This window comes from Acinetobacter sp. YH12227 (assembly GCF_013417785.1).
Classification (GTDB): Bacteria; Pseudomonadota; Gammaproteobacteria; order Pseudomonadales; family Moraxellaceae; genus Acinetobacter; species Acinetobacter gandensis.
Genome location: NZ_VPDH01000029.1, coordinates 1 through 19430 on the forward strand (window position 1 = coordinate 1; position 19430 = coordinate 19430).

General features: G+C 41.4%; 18 protein-coding genes. 8 read left to right on the forward strand and 10 right to left on the reverse strand.

What is annotated here, in order from left to right:
* Positions 1-325: 325 nt before the first annotated feature.
* From FTV09_RS08030 to rplU, 9 genes are all read right to left on the reverse strand, one after another.
* Positions 326-805: a tRNA (cytidine(34)-2'-O)-methyltransferase gene (locus tag FTV09_RS08030; protein WP_067764359.1), complete on the reverse strand. Its 480-nt coding sequence runs from the start codon at positions 803-805 to the stop codon at positions 326-328.
* A gap of 440 nt (positions 806-1245) precedes the next feature.
* Positions 1246-2631: a siroheme synthase CysG gene (gene cysG / locus FTV09_RS08035; RefSeq protein WP_180057841.1), complete on the reverse strand. Its 1386-nt coding sequence runs from the start codon at positions 2629-2631 to the stop codon at positions 1246-1248.
* A 73-nt stretch (positions 2632-2704) separates the two neighbouring features.
* Positions 2705-3976, reverse strand: coding sequence for a serine--tRNA ligase (serS, locus tag FTV09_RS08040; protein WP_067764365.1), 1272 nt, complete (start codon positions 3974-3976; stop codon positions 2705-2707).
* 117 nt (positions 3977-4093) lie between these two features.
* Positions 4094-4885, reverse strand: a complete 792-nt coding sequence (locus tag FTV09_RS08045; RefSeq protein WP_180057844.1) for an RsiV family protein — start codon at positions 4883-4885, stop codon at positions 4094-4096.
* Positions 4886-5051: 166 nt separating this feature from the next.
* Entirely contained in the window at positions 5052-5747 is a 696-nt protein-coding gene (gene lolA / locus FTV09_RS08050) for an outer membrane lipoprotein chaperone LolA (protein ID WP_067765007.1), read from the reverse strand.
* A gap of 287 nt (positions 5748-6034) precedes the next feature.
* Entirely contained in the window at positions 6035-6331 is a 297-nt protein-coding gene (locus FTV09_RS08055) for a YadA-like family protein (RefSeq protein WP_067764372.1), read from the reverse strand.
* Positions 6332-6393: 62 nt separating this feature from the next.
* Positions 6394-6630, reverse strand: a complete 237-nt coding sequence (locus FTV09_RS18075) for a hypothetical protein (protein ID WP_180057847.1) — start codon at positions 6628-6630, stop codon at positions 6394-6396.
* A gap of 179 nt (positions 6631-6809) precedes the next feature.
* Positions 6810-7064, reverse strand: a complete 255-nt coding sequence (gene rpmA, locus FTV09_RS08065; protein WP_067764378.1) for a 50S ribosomal protein L27 — start codon at positions 7062-7064, stop codon at positions 6810-6812.
* A gap of 19 nt (positions 7065-7083) precedes the next feature.
* Positions 7084-7395 carry a 50S ribosomal protein L21 gene (gene rplU / locus FTV09_RS08070; protein ID WP_035267860.1) on the reverse strand — a complete coding sequence of 104 codons (312 nt, stop codon included), beginning with the start codon at positions 7393-7395 and terminating at the stop codon, positions 7084-7086.
* A 447-nt stretch (positions 7396-7842) separates the two neighbouring features.
* Here rplU and sdsA point away from each other — a divergent pair, with 447 nt between their 5' ends.
* From sdsA to FTV09_RS08110, 8 genes are all read left to right on the forward strand, one after another.
* Positions 7843-8820 carry an All-trans-nonaprenyl-diphosphate synthase gene (sdsA, locus tag FTV09_RS08075; protein ID WP_180057850.1) on the forward strand — a complete coding sequence of 326 codons (978 nt, stop codon included), beginning with the start codon at positions 7843-7845 and terminating at the stop codon, positions 8818-8820.
* Positions 8821-8850: 30 nt separating this feature from the next.
* Entirely contained in the window at positions 8851-10902 is a 2052-nt protein-coding gene (locus tag FTV09_RS08080; RefSeq protein WP_067764395.1) for a site-specific recombinase, read from the forward strand.
* 152 nt (positions 10903-11054) lie between these two features.
* Positions 11055-11651 (forward strand): phosphatase PAP2 family protein, encoded by a 597-nt coding sequence (locus tag FTV09_RS08085; RefSeq protein WP_180057853.1) that lies wholly within the window; start codon positions 11055-11057, stop codon positions 11649-11651.
* 42 nt (positions 11652-11693) lie between these two features.
* Positions 11694-12956 carry an efflux RND transporter periplasmic adaptor subunit gene (locus FTV09_RS08090; RefSeq protein WP_180057856.1) on the forward strand — a complete coding sequence of 421 codons (1263 nt, stop codon included), beginning with the start codon at positions 11694-11696 and terminating at the stop codon, positions 12954-12956.
* A gap of 12 nt (positions 12957-12968) precedes the next feature.
* Positions 12969-16148, forward strand: coding sequence for an efflux RND transporter permease subunit (locus tag FTV09_RS08095; protein WP_180057860.1), 3180 nt, complete (start codon positions 12969-12971; stop codon positions 16146-16148).
* On the forward strand, positions 16148-17602 hold the full coding sequence (gene adeK / locus FTV09_RS08100) for a multidrug efflux RND transporter AdeIJK outer membrane channel subunit AdeK (RefSeq protein WP_180057920.1): 1455 nt from the start codon (positions 16148-16150) through the stop codon (positions 17600-17602). Before FTV09_RS08095 ends, adeK begins: the two co-directional genes overlap by 1 nt.
* A gap of 120 nt (positions 17603-17722) precedes the next feature.
* Complete coding sequence (locus tag FTV09_RS08105) at positions 17723-18079, forward strand: YbjQ family protein (RefSeq protein WP_067764410.1); 357 nt, start codon at positions 17723-17725, stop codon at positions 18077-18079.
* A 3-nt stretch (positions 18080-18082) separates the two neighbouring features.
* Entirely contained in the window at positions 18083-18517 is a 435-nt protein-coding gene (locus FTV09_RS08110; RefSeq protein ID WP_180057863.1) for a YbjQ family protein, read from the forward strand.
* Positions 18518-18596: 79 nt separating this feature from the next.
* Here FTV09_RS08110 and FTV09_RS08115 read toward each other — a convergent pair whose 3' ends face one another.
* Positions 18597-19403, reverse strand: a complete 807-nt coding sequence (locus tag FTV09_RS08115) for an SDR family oxidoreductase (RefSeq protein ID WP_067764417.1) — start codon at positions 19401-19403, stop codon at positions 18597-18599.
* Positions 19404-19430: the final 27 nt, after the last annotated feature.

Sequence of the window (19430 nt, forward strand, 5' to 3'; positions counted from 1 at the left end):
AAATCATTTGAATGATTTCTTCTTGGTCTACGTGCCATAAAATACTCCATATATTGATGTTTATAACATCATTTGAGGAGCAGAATATCACTTATAGGAGTTGTTCAAATTTACGGATCCATCTCTCACCAAAAGCTTTTAAATTTATAGATTTCAAGTTTTAAGTACCCGTTTTAATTTTTCACAGTGTCCTTATACACATTTTTATATTTTGGCAGAAGTTTTTAAAGTATTAATTTACAAAACTTCATTAGTGTAAATGATTAGGCTTATGCAGGCTCAATAAAAAACCGCTCCTAGAAGCGGTTTTTTAAATTATGATAACTTAAACCAATTCTTTAAAATCTTGTTGACGCCAAGCTTCATATAAAATTACTGCTGTCGCATTCGACAAATTCAAACTACGTGAATTTGCAGCCATTGGTAGACGAATCCAATGTTCTTTCGGGAACATCATACGTACATCTTCAGGTAAACCACGTGTTTCTGGACCCATCAAAAGTGCGACCGGTCGATTTAGATTAGACGTATGCGGTGTTTCAAAACCCTTGGTCGTTAATGGATAAATCGCATTTTGATCGATCCCTACACTCGCTAAATGCTCTAAACACGCAGCAAAATTTTCCCACACTTTCATGTGCGCCCATTCATGATAATCCAATCCAGCACGACGTAATTTTTTATCATCTAGTTCAAAACCCAAAGGCTTGACTAAATGTAACTGCGCTCCAGTATTGGCACATAAACGAATGATATTCCCTGTATTTGCAGGAATTTCTGGCTCGTATAAAACAACATGGATCACAGGATTTACTCTACTCTTTGGTTAAAAATGGATGAGGTAAGATATTCACTTAGCGATGATATGCCATAGCTAGCAAATAAAAATTCATTCGACTGAGTATTCGCACTTTAACATAACGAACACCGAATAATGAGGGTAGCAACTATAGCTATGTCCACTTTACTCAGGCACAGCCTTCGCCTTGTGCTCGGGCAGCGTTATCGCTGCTTTATCCTCTTTACTCAGGCACAGCCTTCGTCTTGCGCTCGGGCAGCGTTATCGCTGCTTTATCCTCTTTACTCAGGCACAGCCTTCGTCTTTCGCTCGGGCAGCGTTATCGCTGCTTTATCCTCTTTACTCAGGCACAGCCTTCGTCTTGCGCTCGGGCAGCGTTATCGCTGCTTTATCCTCTTTACTCAGGCACAGCCTTCGTCTTGCGCTCGGGCAGCGTTATCGCTGCTTTATCCTCGCTCATGCCATTGAAGTTGATCACGTAAGCTAACCACATCACCAATAATGGTCAATGTCGGCGCCTGTATTTGGTACTCGGATACTTTAGAAGCAATATCAGCCAAAGTCCCGACCACCACTTTTTGCTCTGGGGTTGTGCCTTTCGACACCAATGCAACAGGCATATCCGGACGTTGCCCATGTGCAATTAATTTTTCACAAATTTTTTCAAGACCCACCAAGCCCATATACAGCACAAGCGTTTGGTTTTGGTAAACCAGTTCATTCCACGGTAATTCAGGTGAGCCTTCTTTCAAATGCCCAGTTAAAAAACGTACGCTTTGAGCATAATCACGATGGGTTAAAGGGATACCCGCATAGGCTGAACAGCCCGAAGCCGCAGTAATCCCTGGCACAACTTGAAACGCTACACCAGCTGCAAAGAGTTCTTGAATTTCTTCACCCCCGCGCCCAAAGATAAATGGATCACCACCTTTCAGACGACAAACTCGCTTACCTTCACTAGCGTATTTAACCAATAATGCATTAATGCCTTCTTGTGGCACTGCGTGATTGGATCGTGCTTTACCAACGTAGATTTTTTCGGCATCGCGACGGCACAGGTCCATAATCGGCTGAGAAACCAAACGATCGTAAATCACCACATCTGCTTGCTGCATTAAGCGTAAAGCTTTCAGTGTCAATAGCTCTGGATCACCAGGCCCAGCACCAACCAAATACACTTCACCTTTTGGACGTGTCCATTCAATAAGAGCCTGCTGAATTAAGCGATTCGCTTCAGCTACATTGTCGTTAAACACCTGTTCTTTCAGTGGACTTGCATACAAGTCTTCCCAAAATATACGGCGTTCGTCTGGATTGGCTATTTTTGCTTTAACTTCAGCACGCCACTTACCAGAAAACTCAGCAAGCTTGCCCATACCATGTGGAATAGCTGCTTCTAGTTGAGTTCGAATTTGGCGAGATAAAACGGGCGATGTTCCATTAGATGCAACTGAAACAATCAATGGTGAACGATCAATAATTGCAGGTACCATAAATCGGCAATGCGGCGGATCATCAACACTATTGACCAAAACATTTTCAGCTTCACAAGCCTCAAACACGGCTTGATTAATCGTTTTATCATTGGTTGCGGCTATAACCAAACGGTATGCACGCAAATTAACTTGAGTATCTTGATAGCGTGAATTGAGATATTGCCCTTGGCTATGTGTCACCAATTGCATTAAATCATCTTCTATTTCGGGTGAAAGCACCGTAAGGCAAGCACCTGCTTTTGCAAGCAGCACTGCCTTACGATATGCAATTCGACCACCACCAACAATCAGACAAGGTTGCTGTTGCAACTTCAACGAGATTGGAAAAATATCCACACACTACCTCAGTATTTTAAATCTGATTGTCTTAAGCAAATTTTGTGCACAAAACTGTGCACTTTATCGTTCATTAGTCGATAAATTCTGCACCGCCCATATATGGACGAAGTACAGCAGGAATTTCAATTGAACCATCAGCGCGTTGGTAGTTTTCCATCACCGCAAGTAAAGTACGACCAACAGCCAAACCTGAACCATTCAATGTATGTACGAATTCAGTTTTCTTTTGGTCTGCACGGTAACGTGCTTTCATACGACGTGCTTGGAAATCGCCCATGCATGAGCAAGAAGAAATTTCACGATAGGTATTTTGACTTGGCACCCAAACTTCAAGGTCATAGGTCTTGATTGCACCAAAGCCCATATCACCGCCACACAGAACGACTTTACGGTATGGCAAGCCTAATGCTTGAAGGATACCTTCGGCATGACCCGTTAATTCTTCCAAAGCATCCATCGAAGTTTCAGGTTTTACAATCTGAACCATTTCTACTTTGTCAAATTGGTGTTGACGGATCAAACCACGTGTATCACGGCCATACGAACCCGCTTCGCTACGGAAACATGGTGTATGTGCTGCATATTTTAATGGCAAACGTTCTGGATCAATGATTTCGTCACGCACGAAGTTGGTTACTGGAACTTCAGCTGTTGGAATCAGGTAATATTCTTTTTCGCCTTGAAGTTTGAATAAATCTTCTTCAAATTTAGGCAATTGACCTGTACCACGTAAAGAGTCAGCATTTACTAAATAAGGTACATATGCTTCGGTATAACCATTTTCTAATGTATGCGTGTTCAACATGAACTGAGTCAATGCTCGTTGTAAACGCGCTAAAGGCCCTTTTAATACACTGAAACGTGTACCAGTTAATTTGGTCGCAGTTTCGAACTCTAAACCACCCATCATTTCGCCAAGATCGGTATGGTCTTTGATTTCGAAATCAAATTCGCGAGGTGTGCCCCACTTTAAAACTTCCACGTTATCATTTTCGTCTTTACCCTCAGGCACAGACTCGTGTGGTAAGTTTGGAATTGAAAGAGATTTAGCTTCTAACTCAGCTTGAAGTTCTGAAAGTGCAACTTCTGCTGCTTTAATTTCATCACCAATGGCAGACATGCGCGCCATGATTTCTGAAGCATCACCGCCTGCTTTTTTAATCTGACCGACTTGTTTTGCGCCAGCATTACGTTCAGCCTGCAAAGACTCAGTTTTTGACTGAATTTCTTTACGGCGAGCTTCTAGGTCTGCCCACTCTGCTACGTTGAGTTGAACACCACGTTTTGCTAAGGCTAAATTTACAGCCTCAATATTATTTCTGAGTAATTTCGGGTCGATCATAGCCAATCTGAAGTAAAGAAAAAAACTGGCTATAGTGTAAGCTCTTAACGTTTAAAAATACAGTGATCGAGCTTACACCTGAGCTTTATTGAATCAATATTATTGACTCAATGAACTTCATTTCGTTTCATAATTTGGCAAATTCGGTAAATACTCAGGTTTGAATAAACCTTTTACAGAGTAATACGGTAGTTTTAATTCAGGCATACCTTCTGCATAACTTGCTAATTCATACAATGGATAAACAAACACAATACCGTTACCCCCATAGTAGAAATTATCACTCAGTTGTAATTTACCGCGTTCAATATCATGGTTATCTAACCAAATTGAATTGGAATCAAACAAAGCACTTATAACTTTGGCATCGGCACCTTTCACCAATACATCTTGTAGTGCTAAACGTTTTTTTGCATTCAGATCAAAATTGACATATTCCACATGAGACATACCGTGCGCAGCATGTGCGGCATAGGTATAACTTTCTATCGCAAAAGTCGCAATATGGCCCCATTGGCTAATATATCGCACCGAAGTTGTGCTTTGACCCATGCCAGCTTCTGGATTTTGTGCTAAATCCACTTTTTCATTAGGTTCAGGCGAAAATGCAATTGGATCCGCTTTCTTAATACGCTCAAGGAAGTATTGATTGATCCAATCAACATTGGTTTCTACAGTTTGAATGGAATATTGTGTACACCCTTCAGCTTCGCATGCTTGCGGTTTCGGCAAATTAACCACAACAGATTTAGATTCAATCAGGGGAACCGATTGCGTCGTCTTTTGTTTACTTTGTGTCGTGCTTGCATCTTCGACAGGTTCATTTCGTGGATGACAAGCTGTCAATGCTCCAACCATCAAAATTGTTGTGATAGCCGTAGCCAAAACATTGATACGTGTTTTTTTCATCCTAAAATCCCTATACCTCAAATCAGATATGCTGCAAAGTTGACGCTCAGCTTTGCAAAATAAGCATACTACTAAATGCATAGCTGCATACGCTTAGTTGATTTACATTTATCCATAAAAAAAGAGCAGATATTTATCTGCTCTTTTACATATCTAAAGATCAAATTTATTGATCAATAATATCTGTACCTTTTGGAGGTACAAAATTAAAGGTCGATGCTGGAATTGATGCATTCACTTTAACGTTGTTAAAACGCACATTTGTGGTTTGACCCAATGAATCCTGAAGAATCATCAATGTAGGCGCATTTTTCGCACCAAAACTAATGGTTAAGCTTTGGAATACACCATCATCGCTTTTTGGATATAGAGTGTAATAAGTTTTGCTCTTATTCGGCTGCGTAATACGGTAAGACTTCATAATTTGAGCCGTATTACCCGACAATAACAAGGCTGGTGTATTTGCTACCTGCTCATCTAGGCTTTGACGTACAGCTTGTTGTAAGTCTGGATCATAAATCCATACCGTTTTACCTGTAGTTGCAATGGTTTGTTTCGATGGACTTGTGGTTTCCCAATAGAACTTACCTGGACGCTGAACTTTCATCACACCTTTAAAAGTCTGATTCATGTGCTGCGCGCTTAAGCCTTTTTTCTGAGTGGCCTTCGGATTGGTTACTTTGGTGGTTTGCTCAAAGTTTGCAGTAAAGCTTTTAATCCCAGACAGCTGTTTTACAAGATTCGCAGTTGCCTGTTGCTCCGACGCTGCTACTGGCGCAGCGAATACTGTAGTACTCATTACAGGTGCCAGAGTCGCTGCACCTAATGCCATAGCACAGATGGTTTTACGAAGCATTTTCATAGATTCACCTTTTATATTTGCATCAATGCAATTTGTTAGATAAGCCATCTTAAACCAATTTCAGCTGCTAAATTTAGAGAAAATAAGAAGTTTTGTATGGTTATTAATTCAATTTGATCATTTTTATTCATCATGATGGAGAAATTTGCAGATCTTTTACTTTCTTTTGAGTGTTATTTCTGTCAATCATTTTGGCTTTGCAAAGTTTTTGGTGAATCATAAAAAAGCTCCGTCATTATGCGGAGCTTTTAAAGTAGACAACAATTTAACATGTTTTATTTCCATTACTAGCCAATGGAAGCACCTGCACCAAAATCACCTTCAGAATTTGATGTTGCTGCGACTTTATATACATATTTATTACTTTCAGCTACTCCGCTAAATCCAAGTGCATAAATTTGTTTACTCTCCCAAGTCCCCATACCTACGCTGAACTTATTGTATCCAGCATCAGTTGGTTGTGGTAAAGAAGCTATGGCAATACTAGAAGCCACGGCTGCATATACTTCATCTCTAAAGCTATCAAATCGGCTATTGAGCTCATTCACACGATGATGGGTATAGGCTTTGGACTCCTTCAGCACATCTTCCGTGTCAAGACCACCTTGTCCATTTGCACCTTTTAGACTTAATAATCATTGAGACTCTATTCCATTAAAACCTTGATTGAGTGCGACTTCATAAGTCGCTTAGACCTTGCGAGCCTGTTAAACCAAGAGAGAGTAAATACTCTCAGCAAGTAATTTTGGTACAGTTTAATAGCGATTGAAGTTGTTTCAGCAAGTCCTAATAGCTTTTCAAGTGCAATTTCTTGGTTTTTATCAGAACAATTCCTTTTCTGAAAGTCAGTATTCGCCAGCACTGTTTTTAAAATTTTATTCATGTCCTTATCCTTTTTTGTATTTTTATTCTTTTATGACCCACCCTTATTTATGTGAATTTAATCACTTATAATTTTGATTAATTGATAAAAAAATAATTTTTAACAATCTTGAAACTTTGATCCTATTTTTATAGACAAAAAAAAGCCCACATAATGTGGGCCTTTTTTTCTATTAAAACTTACGCTTCAACAGATACGTAGCGACGACCGAATTGGCCTTTCACTTCGAATTTTACAACGCCGTCAGCAGTTGCAAATAAAGTATGGTCACGGCCCATACCTACGTTTACACCAGCGTGGAATTCAGTACCACGTTGACGAACGATGATGTTACCAGCAGTCACAGATTGACCGCCATAGATTTTAACACCCAACATTTTTGGGTTCGAGTCACGACCGTTTTTAGTCGAACCACCGGCTTTTTTAGTTGCCATGTCTACTTACTCCTCGTAATTAGCCTGAAATAGCTGTAATTTTCAACTCAGTGAACCATTGACGGTGACCTTGTTGTTTACGATAGTGTTTACGACGACGCATTTTGATGATGCGGATTTTGTCGTGACGACCATGGCTAACTACTTCAGCAGTTACTTTAGCGCCAGCAACTACTGGTGCACCAATTTGAATGCTGTCACCGTTTACAAGCATCAACACGTCATCAAAAGTGATTGTTGAGCCAGTTTCAGCTTTCAATAATTCTACTTTAAGGGTTTCACCCTCAACTACACGGTGTTGTTTACCACCGCTTTGGATTACTGCGTACATAAATGTACTCCAAACATGCCCGTGTTGTCGTGCCGGTAAAGGGATATACCGATCTTAAAACGATCGTCACTGGGGTTTCACAAAGGCAGAGATTTTAAGGGATAACCAGCAAAACAACAAGCTATTTAGGCAAAATATTAGTTTAGCATGCGTGTATTTATTAAACAGCGGCGTTTAACTCAATAAAGTTCAGACATTTGATCGTGTTATTTTAAATTGAAATGGATTTTTAATACGCGTTCGCTAATATAGGCTTCAATTTTCAGTATTAGCGCTTTAAAACTTGGAAAAACACACTTAGGAATATTAAAAAAATCGACAGGAACATACCCTAGGATAAAAAAATCACTTAAGATTAAGCCAATTGAGTACGTTTCTGTCTGTAATTCATAAATCAAATTGCTACACTACGGCTGTAATTTAAAAATAACTGAGGTTTCTCTTCATATGACCATCGACTTTAAGCAAGATATTCTCGCGCCTGTTGCATCTGACTTTGCTGCGATGGACACATTCATTAATGAAGGGATTACGTCTAAAGTTGCCTTAGTGATGGCGGTCAGTAAACATGTGGTAGAAGCTGGTGGTAAACGCATGCGCCCGATTATGTGTCTACTGGCGGCAAAAGCATGTGGTGCAGAAGACCTTGAAAAGCATCGTAAGCTCGCTGCTATTATTGAAATGCTGCATACAGCAACTTTAGTACATGACGATGTGGTTGATGAATCCGGTTTACGTCGTGGTCGCCCAACGGCCAACGCAACTTGGAATAATCAAACTGCCGTGTTGGTAGGTGATTTCCTAATTTCACGCGCATTCGATTTGTTGGTCGATTTAGACAACAATGTCTTGCTGAAAGATTTTTCGACCGGGACGTGTGAAATTGCAGAAGGTGAAGTTCTACAACTGCAATCGCAGCACCAACCTGATACGACTGAACAAACTTATTTAGACATCATTCATGGTAAAACTTCGCGTCTCTTTGAATTAGCGACCGAAGGTGCTGCTATTTTAACGGGAACGCCAGAATTCCGTGAGCCACTGCGTAAATTTGCAGGTCATTTTGGTAACGCATTCCAAATCATTGACGATATTTTAGATTACACCTCTGATGCTGAAACATTAGGTAAAAATATTGGTGATGATTTGATGGAAGGAAAACCAACTTTGCCTTTAATCTCTGCGTTAAAGAATACAACAGGTGAAAAACATGAGATTATTCGCCGTAGTATTGCAACAGGTGGTACAGCAGATTTAGATCGTGTGATCCAAATTGTGCAAACATCTGGTGCTTTAGATTATTGTAGCCAGCGTGCCACAGAGGAAACCAATGCAGCACTTAGCGCATTGGATGCTTTGCCAGAATCAGAATATCGTCAAGCCTTAATTAATTTAGCAAACTTGGCATTACATCGAATTCAATAATTCACCATATTCATCGTAATACCCTTGCCTATGCATATAAAATTAAATGATTTATTTTTAAACATGCAGCAACAGCTCGACACGCCTCGAGCTGTGCTGGATGAAAATTTACTGATTGAACTGATTAATCGTATTCGTCCTGAAGACACAAAAAATACTGACGAAATTAAAAAGCGCTTTCAAGCTTTTATTCAAGCCCTATTGATTACCCCTGATGCAGCCTCAACACTGCAAAGTTTTGTCTTAAAGCTGATCAGTAAATATAAGCAAACCAGTCTTTATGCTGATACTGGGATTTTGTCTTTGGATGGTTTCTGGGGACAATTATTTCAACGTCTGGGTGCACACTTTCTCCCTTTAATTAATGATGAAACGCAGTTACAAGATCTTGTTCGTCGTGTTTTCCATCGACATAGTGACAAATATTGGCTCGATAGCATCCCAGATCAACAATGGATTCAATTGTTCCGATTATTTAATCAGGGGCATAGCAACCAAGATGAAAAAAGACAAATTCGCCGCGAGCTGATCAAAGCAATTACCGTCTTGTCTTATCGTGTCAGTGGTATTGGTCTTTACCCAGAATTCATTAATGCACAACCTGAATTAACTGAATATGAATCGCCTTTTTTGGTACAAAACCGTGAAATAAACGATTTTATTCAGCAATATAAAAAGCTCCATCAAAGCGCAGAACAGATGACTGCGGTACTTCCTCCGGATGCATCTCAAGCTTTAGTGATGTTAGAGCAGTGCCGCGATGTCGTCCTAAAAATCCGCCGTGCAACCAAACGTATTGGTGTGAGTGTCAGCCTGACATATTTACTGTCTCTACTTGAGCAATGTTTAGATCGTTTAGAAATTTTGCTTAACCTAATTGTTGAAGAAGATGACGTCCGCTACATCTCGATGGGTAGCCTACTGAGCGATGTCACTTCAGCCATATATAGCGAACGTAGTGTGCGTGATTTGCTCGCTACTAATAGTGAATTAATGGCTCTACAAGTTACTGAAAATGCAAGTAAAACTGGTGAACATTATGTAAGTACAGACAAACAAGGCTTTATGAGCATGTACCGCTCTGCTGCGGGTGCAGGTGTCATTATTGCCTGTATGGCCACCTTAAAAGTACTAATGACACGTTTGACAATGGCGCCTTTAATGCAAGCCATTTCATACAGCCTAAATTACTCTCTCGGCTTTATGCTAATACATGTCTTGCATTTTACAGTTGCGACCAAACAGCCAGCTATGACAGCTGCTGCACTTGCTGCTACGGTCCAACACCGTAAAGGCTCTAAAATGGCGCAGATTGCAGAATTAGCTGCACTGATTATTAACATCATTCGAACCCAGTTTATTGCAATCTTAGGCAACATCAGTATTGCAATTCCTGTTGCCGCCCTGATTGCGCTGAGTTGGGATATGGCCTTACATGAACCTTTGATGAATCATGCAAAAGCCGCAAAAACCTTACATGACCTCAATCCATTTACCTCACTGGCTGTGCCACATGCTGCAATTGCAGGGGTCTGTTTATTTTTATCTGGCTTAATTGCAGGTTATTTTGACAACATGGCTGTGTACCGAAAAGTCGGCCCACGTATACAAGCACACCAGAAGCTCAAACGCTGGTTAGGTCAAGAGCGTCTTAATAAATTTGCTGCTTATATTGAACGTAATCTTGGTGCATTAGCGGGTAATTTCTTATTCGGCATTATGCTCGGTAGCATGGGTACCATTGGTTACATTTTAGGTCTTCCCTTAGATATTCGTCATATTGCATTTGCTTCAGCCAATTTTATTCAAGGTTTAATTAATATTAATGGCTCACCAGATATCGGCTTAATTATTGTGTCATTTTTAGGGGTTATCCTGATTGGTCTGACTAACTTATTCGTCAGTTTCACGTTAACCATTATTGTGGCATTACGTGCACGTCGCGTAAGATTTGAGCAATGGAAACCCTTGGCTAAATTGGTCATGACCCATTTTCTAACACGTCCTAGTGATTTCTTTTGGCCCCCCAAAACACCGCTGGAAGTTGAAGATGGCACACAAGCCAGTAAGAACAATCATTAGCAGATTTGTGTTTTATTTTAGTAAGATGTAAATGAACACAAAAAATAAAATCAGTATGATTTACACAGACTTGAAATAAAGTGTACTGATGAGTACACTTTAGTCCATTAATTAACCGAGCTCGAACCGGTTAAAATGACAAGGAATAAAATATGCCACGAACGCTACTGTTTGTTGGTTTTTTTGCATTAATTATCAGTGTGTTGTCGCTTTATTCTAGCCATTTAAATCTATTAGATTTGAGTATCGTGGAATGGATGAGTCAGCACCGTATTGCTGTTTTTAATCAAATTGCCATCGGACTTTCAGCGCTAGGCGGCATGCCTTTTGTATTATTTTTCACCACGCTATGGTGTTTACACTTTGCGTGGTATAAAAAATACACAGAGATTGTTTTTATCAGTATAGGGATCTTTGGAAGTATCGGCCTTGCATGGTTGCTTAAATTTACGTTCACCAGACCGCGTCCCCCAGAAATGTACCATCTTGTAGCGTCTTACGGGAGTTCATTTCCAAGCGCACACAGTTGTTATGCTGCATCGCTTGCGTGTCTGATGATCTTGATTTACCGACAACATGCTCAACATCGCTTGATCACCATTTTGGCATTGTTATGGATGCTGTGTATGGGTGTTTCGCGAGTTTATGTTGGGGTTCATTTTCCGACAGATGTCTTATCCGGTTGGAGCATAAGTTTTATTTGGATCACGCTACTTTATTTGAGTTACATCAAAATCAGTAAAGCGTAAACAAATGAATAATTTAGATAAATATCTAATTGAGGTGGAACAATGATGTCTGCAAAGCTTTGGGCTCCTGCCCTGACTGCTTGCGCATTGGCAACAAGTATTGCACTTGTTGGTTGTAGCAAAGATCCTAAAGATGCACAGCAAGCTGCTGCTGCACAGCAAATGCCACCAACTGAAGTCGGTGTCATTGTTGCCCAACCGCAAAGCGTTGAACAATCTGTTGAACTTTCTGGCCGTACATCTGCCTATGAAATTTCAGAAGTACGTCCACAAACCAGTGGTGTCGTACTTAAACGTCTATTTGCAGAAGGCAGCTATGTTCGCGAAGGACAAGCCTTGTACGAGATCGATTCACGTACAAACCGTGCGTCAGCTGACAGTGCTCGTGCTGCTTTAACACGTCAACAAGCTAACTTAAACGTGTTACGTGTTAAAGAAGGTCGTTACCGTCAGCTTGTTGGCTCAAATGCGATTTCAAAACAAGAATATGACGATATTGTTGCTCAAGTTAAACTGGCTGAAGCAGATGTTGCTGCATCTCAGGCAGAACTTAAAAATGCAGAAATTAACTTAGGTTACTCAACTGTACGTGCGCCAATTTCAGGTCAAACCAACCGTTCTACAGTGACAGCGGGTGCTTTAGTTACTGCATCTCAGGCTGATCCATTGGTGACAATTCAACGTCTTGACCCAATGTATGTTGATATCAACCAATCGAGTGCTGAGCTACTTCGCTTACGTCAACAATTAAGCAAAGGCAACTTGGACAGCAGCAACAATACAAAAGTTAAATTACGTCTTGAAGATGGCAGTGAATATCCAATCGAAGGTCGTTTAGCTTTCTCTGATGCCAGTGTGAATCCGGATACAGGTACAGTCACTTTACGTGCTGTGTTCTCTAACCCGAACCACTTATTGCTACCAGGTATGTTTGCCAATGCACGTATTGTGCAAGGTGTGATTCCGAATGCCTATCTTGTTCCACAAGCTGCAATTACACGTACTCCAACAGGTCAAGCGATTGCAATGATTGTTAATGCTAAAGGTGCTGTAGAGTCTCGTCCTGTAACAACAGTGGGCACTCAAGGCGCTAACTGGATTGTGACTCAAGGTCTGAATACTGGCGACAAAGTAATTGTTGATGGTATTGCTAAAGTTAAGCCAGAACAACAAGTTGTAGCAAAACCGTATCAACCACAGGCTGCTGCCCCACAAGGTGCGCAACAACCTGTTGCAAAAGAACAAGGTAAAGCTACTGAACAAGCAGCTCCAAAAACTGAACAAAAAGCTACTTCAAACGCATAAGGAGTAGACTGAATGGCTCAATTCTTTATTCATCGCCCCATTTTTGCATGGGTGATTGCATTGGTGATTATGTTGGCGGGTGTACTCACACTAACAAAAATGCCAATTGCGCAGTACCCGACCATCGCTCCGCCGACTGTGTCGATCTCTGCAACTTATCCTGGTGCATCTGCAGAAACCGTTGAAAATACAGTGACTCAGATCATCGAACAACAAATGAATGGTTTGGATGGCTTACGTTATATTTCGTCAAATAGTGCGGGTAACGGTCAAGCATCAATCCAATTAAACTTCGAACAAGGGATTGATCCAGATATCGCCCAAGTTCAAGTTCAGAACAAATTGCAGTCTGCGACAGCACTTTTGCCTGAAGACGTTCAACGTCAAGGTGTAAAAGTAACAAAGTCTGGCGCGAGCTTCTTGCAAGTTGTGGCATTCCACTCACCGTCAGGTAAGTTGACTGCCGACGACATTAAGGACTATGTAAACTCGAATATTTCTGAACCTCTTAGCCGTGTAGCGGGTGTAGGTGAAGTCCAAGTATTCGGTGGCTCATATGCAATGCGTGTATGGTTAGACCCTGCCAAAATGGCAAACCTAAAAGTAACACCGAGTGATGTTGCTGCTGCAATCCGCACACAAAACGCGCAGGTTGCTGTTGGTCAATTGGGTGGTGCACCATCAACACAAGGTCAAGTTTTAAACGCAACAGTTACTGCTCAAAGTTTGCTACAAACACCTGAACAATTCTCAAACATCTTCCTACGTAACAGCTCGGATGGTGCTCAAGTACGTTTAGGTGATGTAGCACGTGTTGAATTAGGCGCGGATAACTATCAGTTCGATTCTAAATTTAACAACAACCCTGCCGGCGGTGTTGCAATCAAACTAGCAACTGGTGCAAACGCATTAGATACAGCAGAAGCAGTTGAAGCACGTCTAAAAGAATTACGTCCAAACTACCCTGATGGTTTAGAAGATACTCTTGCCTTTGATACAACGCCATTCATTAAGTTGTCTATTGAAAGTGTTGTACATACCCTTGTAGAAGCCGTGATTCTCGTATTCTTTGTGATGTTCTTGTTCTTACAGAACTGGCGCGCAACGATTATTCCAACATTGGCTGTACCAGTGGTTGTATTGGGTACATTTGCTGTCATTAACATGTTTGGGTTCTCGATCAATACACTCACCATGTTCGCGATGGTACTGGCGATTGGTCTCCTCGTGGATGATGCGATTGTTGTGGTAGAGAACGTTGAACGTGTCATGGTCGAAGATCATCTTGACCCAGTGACTGCAACTGAAATCTCAATGAAACAGATCTCGGGCGCCCTAATCGGTATTACCTCTGTTTTAACCGCTGTATTCGTTCCGATGGCATTCTTCGGTGGTACGACAGGTGTAATTTATCGTCAGTTCTCAATCACGCTGGTAACAGCAATGGTTCTGTCATTGATTGTGGCTTTGACCTTTACCCCTGCCCTCTGTGCAACCATGTTGAAACAACATGAAAAAGATAAACCTCAAAGCAACAGCATTTTTGCGCGTTTCTTCCGAGGCTTTAACAACGGTTTCGATAAACTTGCAGATAAATACCAAGGTGGCGTGAACTTCATGACACACCATAAGATTTTCTCTGGTGTGATCTATGCAGTTGTGATTGGTTTATTGGTGCTATTGTTCCAAAAACTTCCATCTTCGTTCTTACCTGAAGAAGACCAAGGTGTCGTGATGACACTGGTACAGTTACCACCGAATGCCTCATTAGAGCGTACGGACAAAACTGTTACCGCAATGACCAACTATTTCCTTAAAAATGAAGAAAAATACGTCGACTCTGTATTCAGCGTTTCCGGTTTCTCATTTACAGGTGTCGGTCAAAACGCGGGTCTTGCTTTCATTAAATTAAAAGATTGGGAAGACCGTACTAGCCCTGAATCTCAGGTTGGCGCGATTATTCAACGTGGTATGGCATTGAACATGATTGTGAAGGATGCTTCATACATCATGCCAATTCAATTACCAGCAATGCCTGAATTAGGGGTGAGTGCTGGCTTCAACCTTCAGTTGAAAGCATCAGCAGGTCAAACACATCAACAATTAATCGACGCACGTAATATGGTGCTCGGTATGGCTGCTCAAGATAAACGCCTCATAGGTGTTCGTCCAAACGGTCAAGAAGATACACCACAGTACAAAATCACGATTGACCAAGCTCAAGCTGGTGCTATGGGTGTCAGCATTGCTGAAATCAATACCACCATGGGTATGGCATGGGGTGGTTCATACATCAACGACTTCGTTGACCGTGGTCGTGTGAAGAAAGTCTATGTACAGGGTGAAGCTGCAGCACGTATGATGCCTAAAGACTTAAGCCAATGGTATGTACGTAATAACCAAGGTACGATGGTTCCATTCTCAACATTCGCTACAGGTGAATGGACTTATGGTTCACCACGTCTTGAGCGTTATAACGGTATCTCATCTGTGAACATTCAAGGTTCACCAGGTATTGGTGTAAGTTCGGGTGACTCAATGAAAGCGATGGAAGAAATTATCCAAAAACTTCCATCTATGGGTGCACCAGGTTTTGACTATGAATGGACAGGTTTATCACTAGAAGAACGTGAGTCTGGCGCACAAGCACCATTCCTATACGCACTTTCATTGTTAATCGTATTCCTATGTCTTGCTGCCTTGTATGAAAGCTGGTCAATTCCGTTCTCAGTATTATTGGTTGTGCCACTGGGTGTCTTGGGTGCGCTACTACTGACTTTCCTTGGAATGGTGTTCTTCAAAAATCCAAACTTGGCGAATAACATTTACTTCCAGGTGGCAATTATTGCCGTCATTGGTTTGTCCGCGAAGAATGCGATCTTGATCGTAGAATTTGCCAAAGAACTTCAAGAAAAAGGTGAAGATCTGTTTGACGCAACATTGCATGCCGCTAAAATGCGTCTACGTCCAATTATCATGACAACATTAGCCTTTGGTTTTGGTGTACTTCCACTTGCCCTTTCTTCGGGTGCAAGTGCAGGTAGCCAACACTCTGTAGGTTATGGTGTATTGGGTGGCGTAATCAGTTCGACCCTACTCGGTATCTTCTTTATTCCTGTGTTCTACGTATGGATTCGAAGTATCTTTAAGTACAAACCAAAACAACAAAATAATCAGGAGCATTTATCGTGATGCAAAATGTATGGTCTATTGCAGGTCGTAGCATTGCGGTTTCTTCACTTGCGCTTGCTTTGGCTGCCTGCCAAAGCATGCGTGGTCCAGAACCGGTTGTTCAGACCAATATCCCAGAAAGCTATACAGCAAGTGCATCTGGCACTTCAGTGGCTGAACAGGGTTATAAAGATTTCTTTGCTGACCAACGTCTGGTACAAGTTCTTGACTTAGCTTTAGCCAATAACCGTGACTTACGTACTGCGGCATTAAATATTGACCGCGCGCAGCAACAGTATCAAATCACTGCCAATGGTCAATTACCGACGATCGGTGCGAGTGGTGGCGTACTACGTCAAGACACTTTAAATACAACCAAGCCTATCACCTCTTATAATGTAGGTTTGGGTGTAACTGCCTATGAGCTAGATTTTTGGGGCCGTGTACGCAGCCTGAAAGACAACGCTTTAGATAGCTACCTAGCAACTGCAAGTGCACGTGATGCAACACAAATTGCATTGATCGGCCAAGTGGCTCAAGCATGGTTAAATTATGCTTATGCCAATGCTAATTTAAAGCTTGCAGATCAAACGTTGAAGGCTCAACTTGAATCTTACAATCTGAACAAAAAGCGTTTTGATGTAGGTATCGACAGTGAAGTTCCTGTACGTCAGGCACAAATTTCTGTAGAAACAGCACGTAATGATGTTGCCAACTACAAGACACAAATTGCCCAAGCGCAAAACTTGTTGAATTTACTTGTAGGACAACAAGTTCCGGCAAACCTACTTCCTGCCCAGCGTGTTAATCGTATCACTGCAACCAACACCATTGGCTCAGGTATTCCAAGTGACTTGTTAAACAACCGTCCTGATGTACGTGCAGCAGAATATAAACTGTCTGCAGCGGGTGCTAACATTGGCGCAGCAAAAGCGCGTTTATTCCCAACCATCAGCTTAACGGGTTCAGCAGGTTATGCTTCGACTGACCTAGGTGATTTGTTCAAATCAGGCAACTTTGTATGGTCTGCAGGCCCAAGCTTAGATATTCCTATCTTCGACTGGGGTACACGTCAAGCCAACATTAAAGTCTCTGAAACTGACCAGAAAATTGCATTGTCTGATTATGAAAAATCAGTGCAATCAGCTTTCCGTGAAGTGAATGATGCTTTAGCTGTTCGTCAAAACATTGGTGACCGTATTGCAGCACAACGTCGTTTAGTTGATGCAACCAATACAACCTATAAACTATCGAATGCCCGCTTCCGCGCAGGTATTGATAGCTACTTAACTGTTCTTGATGCACAGCGCGCATCATATGCAGCTGAGCAAGGTTTATTGTTGCTCGAACAAGCCAATTTGAATAACCAAGTTGAGCTTTATAAAACCTTGGGTGGTGGTATTAAAGCCAACTCATCTGATGCTGTTCAATACCAACCTTCAACTGCTGAACGTAAAGCAGCAGCGACAAAATAATCATTCATTTTAGCTTTGCTAAAGTACGAAATAAAAGCTCACTTCGGTGGGCTTTTTTTATTGCTTTTTCAATGAGACTTTTCTATCTTCAATTCATCTCTTTACTTTTTGATATTAAAAATGCTTTTAAGTAATCTCGAATCTGTTCCAGGCCACACCATTACCCAACAATTAGACGTGGTTTATGGCAGTACAGTACGCAGTAAACATGTTGGCCGTGACTTTATGGCTGGCTTAAAAAATATTGTCGGTGGTGAACTTAAAGGCTATACCGAATTATTAGAAGAATCTCGTCAAGAAGCCATGAGCCGTATGATTGATAAAGCACGTGCGATGGGCGCAAATGCAGTCGTGGGTATCCGCTTCTCAACATCAAATATCGCACAAGGCGCATCGGAGTTATTTGTCTACGGTACTGCAGTTTGTGTCGAACCACTACAACATAAAATTCCAGATCCATTTCCAACACAGGACTAAGTCATGGATGCTTTTATTTTAAAAGTCCTGATTTTTGTGGTGCTGTTTTGCATCGGCTGGGGATTTGGTCGTCATGCCGAACAAAAACATCTGAGAGAATTGGAAGAACAAGAACGAAGGTTGGCACATATTCGTGTAGACAATAATCGTTTTAAAACCAGTACACAGACAGGCCAAATGATTTCGAGTAATGTTGTCATTTCACATGATTACTTTAAGTATGTGATTGCCAACATTCAAAACTTTTTTGGGGGTCGTTTGACCAGCTATGAAAGTGTGGTCGAACGTGCACGCCGTGAAGCGTTAGTTCGCTTAAAACAAGAAGCTGAGAATATGGGTGCAACTCATATTATGGGCTTACGTTTAAGTACCACCGAGCTGGGCATGCAAGGCGGTATGGTTGAAGTCTTTGCTTATGGCACGGCAATTCAGGGTTAAAAAATAAAAAGCCTCCTATATCTTTATTGCTAGTCATGGAGGCTTTTTAAATTCATAAACTTTTGAAAATGGATCTGTATTACTTCACTTTCATTTTACGAATCATCTTATATAAGGTCTTCGGCGATAGTCGTGATACCACAACGCCGAGTTTTTCCTTGCGACCACCTACTACAATATATTCTTGCCCTTGCTGTAAAGCTTTAATGGTTATTTTGGCAAAATCATCAGCTTCTAAACCATTGGCAGTGGCTTCATTGTCATAGCCTTGTGCTTTACCTTCACCATTCAGTGCATTTATCGAAACATTGGTTTTAACAAAACCAGGGAAGATTACCGAAACTTCAATGCCATCTTGAGCAACTTCAGCCCGTAAGCTATTTGCCCACATGTGAATGGCTGCTTTGGCCGCCGAGTAAGACGCCCGATATTGCGTACCTAGCAAGCCTGCCACACTCGAGACAAAAGCAATACGCCCAGATTTTTGAGCTAGAAACGTCGGTAATACCGTTTTGGTTAAGAATACTTGCGAGAAGTAATCTACTTCCATAATAGCGCGTTCTGTTTGCATGGACGTTTCACTAATCAAGGCACGTTGGCTAAGCCCGGCATTATTAATTAGCCAATCGATACGACCTTTACGCTGTAAAACTTGCTCATAGGCATGTCGCACTTGATTTTCATTGGTTAAGTCTGCTGCAACAACTATATGATGCTCAGGGTTTGTAAGGCTTAAACGTACACTTTCCAATTCATCTACACGACGCGCTGTAAGAATAAGCTGCGCCCCTTGTGCTGCACATTCTGCTGCCATGGTTTTACCAATACCGGATGATGCACCGGTAATCCACACCACTTTGCCATCTAAATTTTCAAACTTTGCCATGCGCGTGCCTATATCCTTCACTTTGTT

Bases quoted from the DNA above. Each gene is read 5' to 3' on its own strand.
- serS (WP_067764365.1), bottom strand. From the start codon at position 3,976: ATGATCGACCCGAAATTACTCAGAAATAATATTGAGGCTGTAAATTTA.
- FTV09_RS08045 (WP_180057844.1), bottom strand. From the start codon at position 4,885: ATGAAAAAAACACGTATCAATGTTTTGGCTACGGCTATCACAACAATT.
- lolA (WP_067765007.1), bottom strand. From the start codon at position 5,747: ATGAAAATGCTTCGTAAAACCATCTGTGCTATGGCATTAGGTGCAGCG.
- FTV09_RS18075 (WP_180057847.1), bottom strand. From the start codon at position 6,630: ATGAATAAAATTTTAAAAACAGTGCTGGCGAATACTGACTTTCAGAAA.
- rpmA (WP_067764378.1), bottom strand. From the start codon at position 7,064: ATGGCAACTAAAAAAGCCGGTGGTTCGACTAAAAACGGTCGTGACTCG.
- rplU (WP_035267860.1), bottom strand. From the start codon at position 7,395: ATGTACGCAGTAATCCAAAGCGGTGGTAAACAACACCGTGTAGTTGAG.
- sdsA (WP_180057850.1), top strand. From the start codon at position 7,843: ATGACCATCGACTTTAAGCAAGATATTCTCGCGCCTGTTGCATCTGAC.
- FTV09_RS08080 (WP_067764395.1), top strand. From the start codon at position 8,851: ATGCATATAAAATTAAATGATTTATTTTTAAACATGCAGCAACAGCTC.
- FTV09_RS08085 (WP_180057853.1), top strand. From the start codon at position 11,055: ATGCCACGAACGCTACTGTTTGTTGGTTTTTTTGCATTAATTATCAGT.
- FTV09_RS08090 (WP_180057856.1), top strand. From the start codon at position 11,694: ATGATGTCTGCAAAGCTTTGGGCTCCTGCCCTGACTGCTTGCGCATTG.
- FTV09_RS08095 (WP_180057860.1), top strand. From the start codon at position 12,969: ATGGCTCAATTCTTTATTCATCGCCCCATTTTTGCATGGGTGATTGCA.
- adeK (WP_180057920.1), top strand. From the start codon at position 16,148: ATGCAAAATGTATGGTCTATTGCAGGTCGTAGCATTGCGGTTTCTTCA.
- FTV09_RS08105 (WP_067764410.1), top strand. From the start codon at position 17,723: ATGCTTTTAAGTAATCTCGAATCTGTTCCAGGCCACACCATTACCCAA.
- FTV09_RS08110 (WP_180057863.1), top strand. From the start codon at position 18,083: ATGGATGCTTTTATTTTAAAAGTCCTGATTTTTGTGGTGCTGTTTTGC.
- FTV09_RS08115 (WP_067764417.1), bottom strand. From the start codon at position 19,403: ATGGCAAAGTTTGAAAATTTAGATGGCAAAGTGGTGTGGATTACCGGT.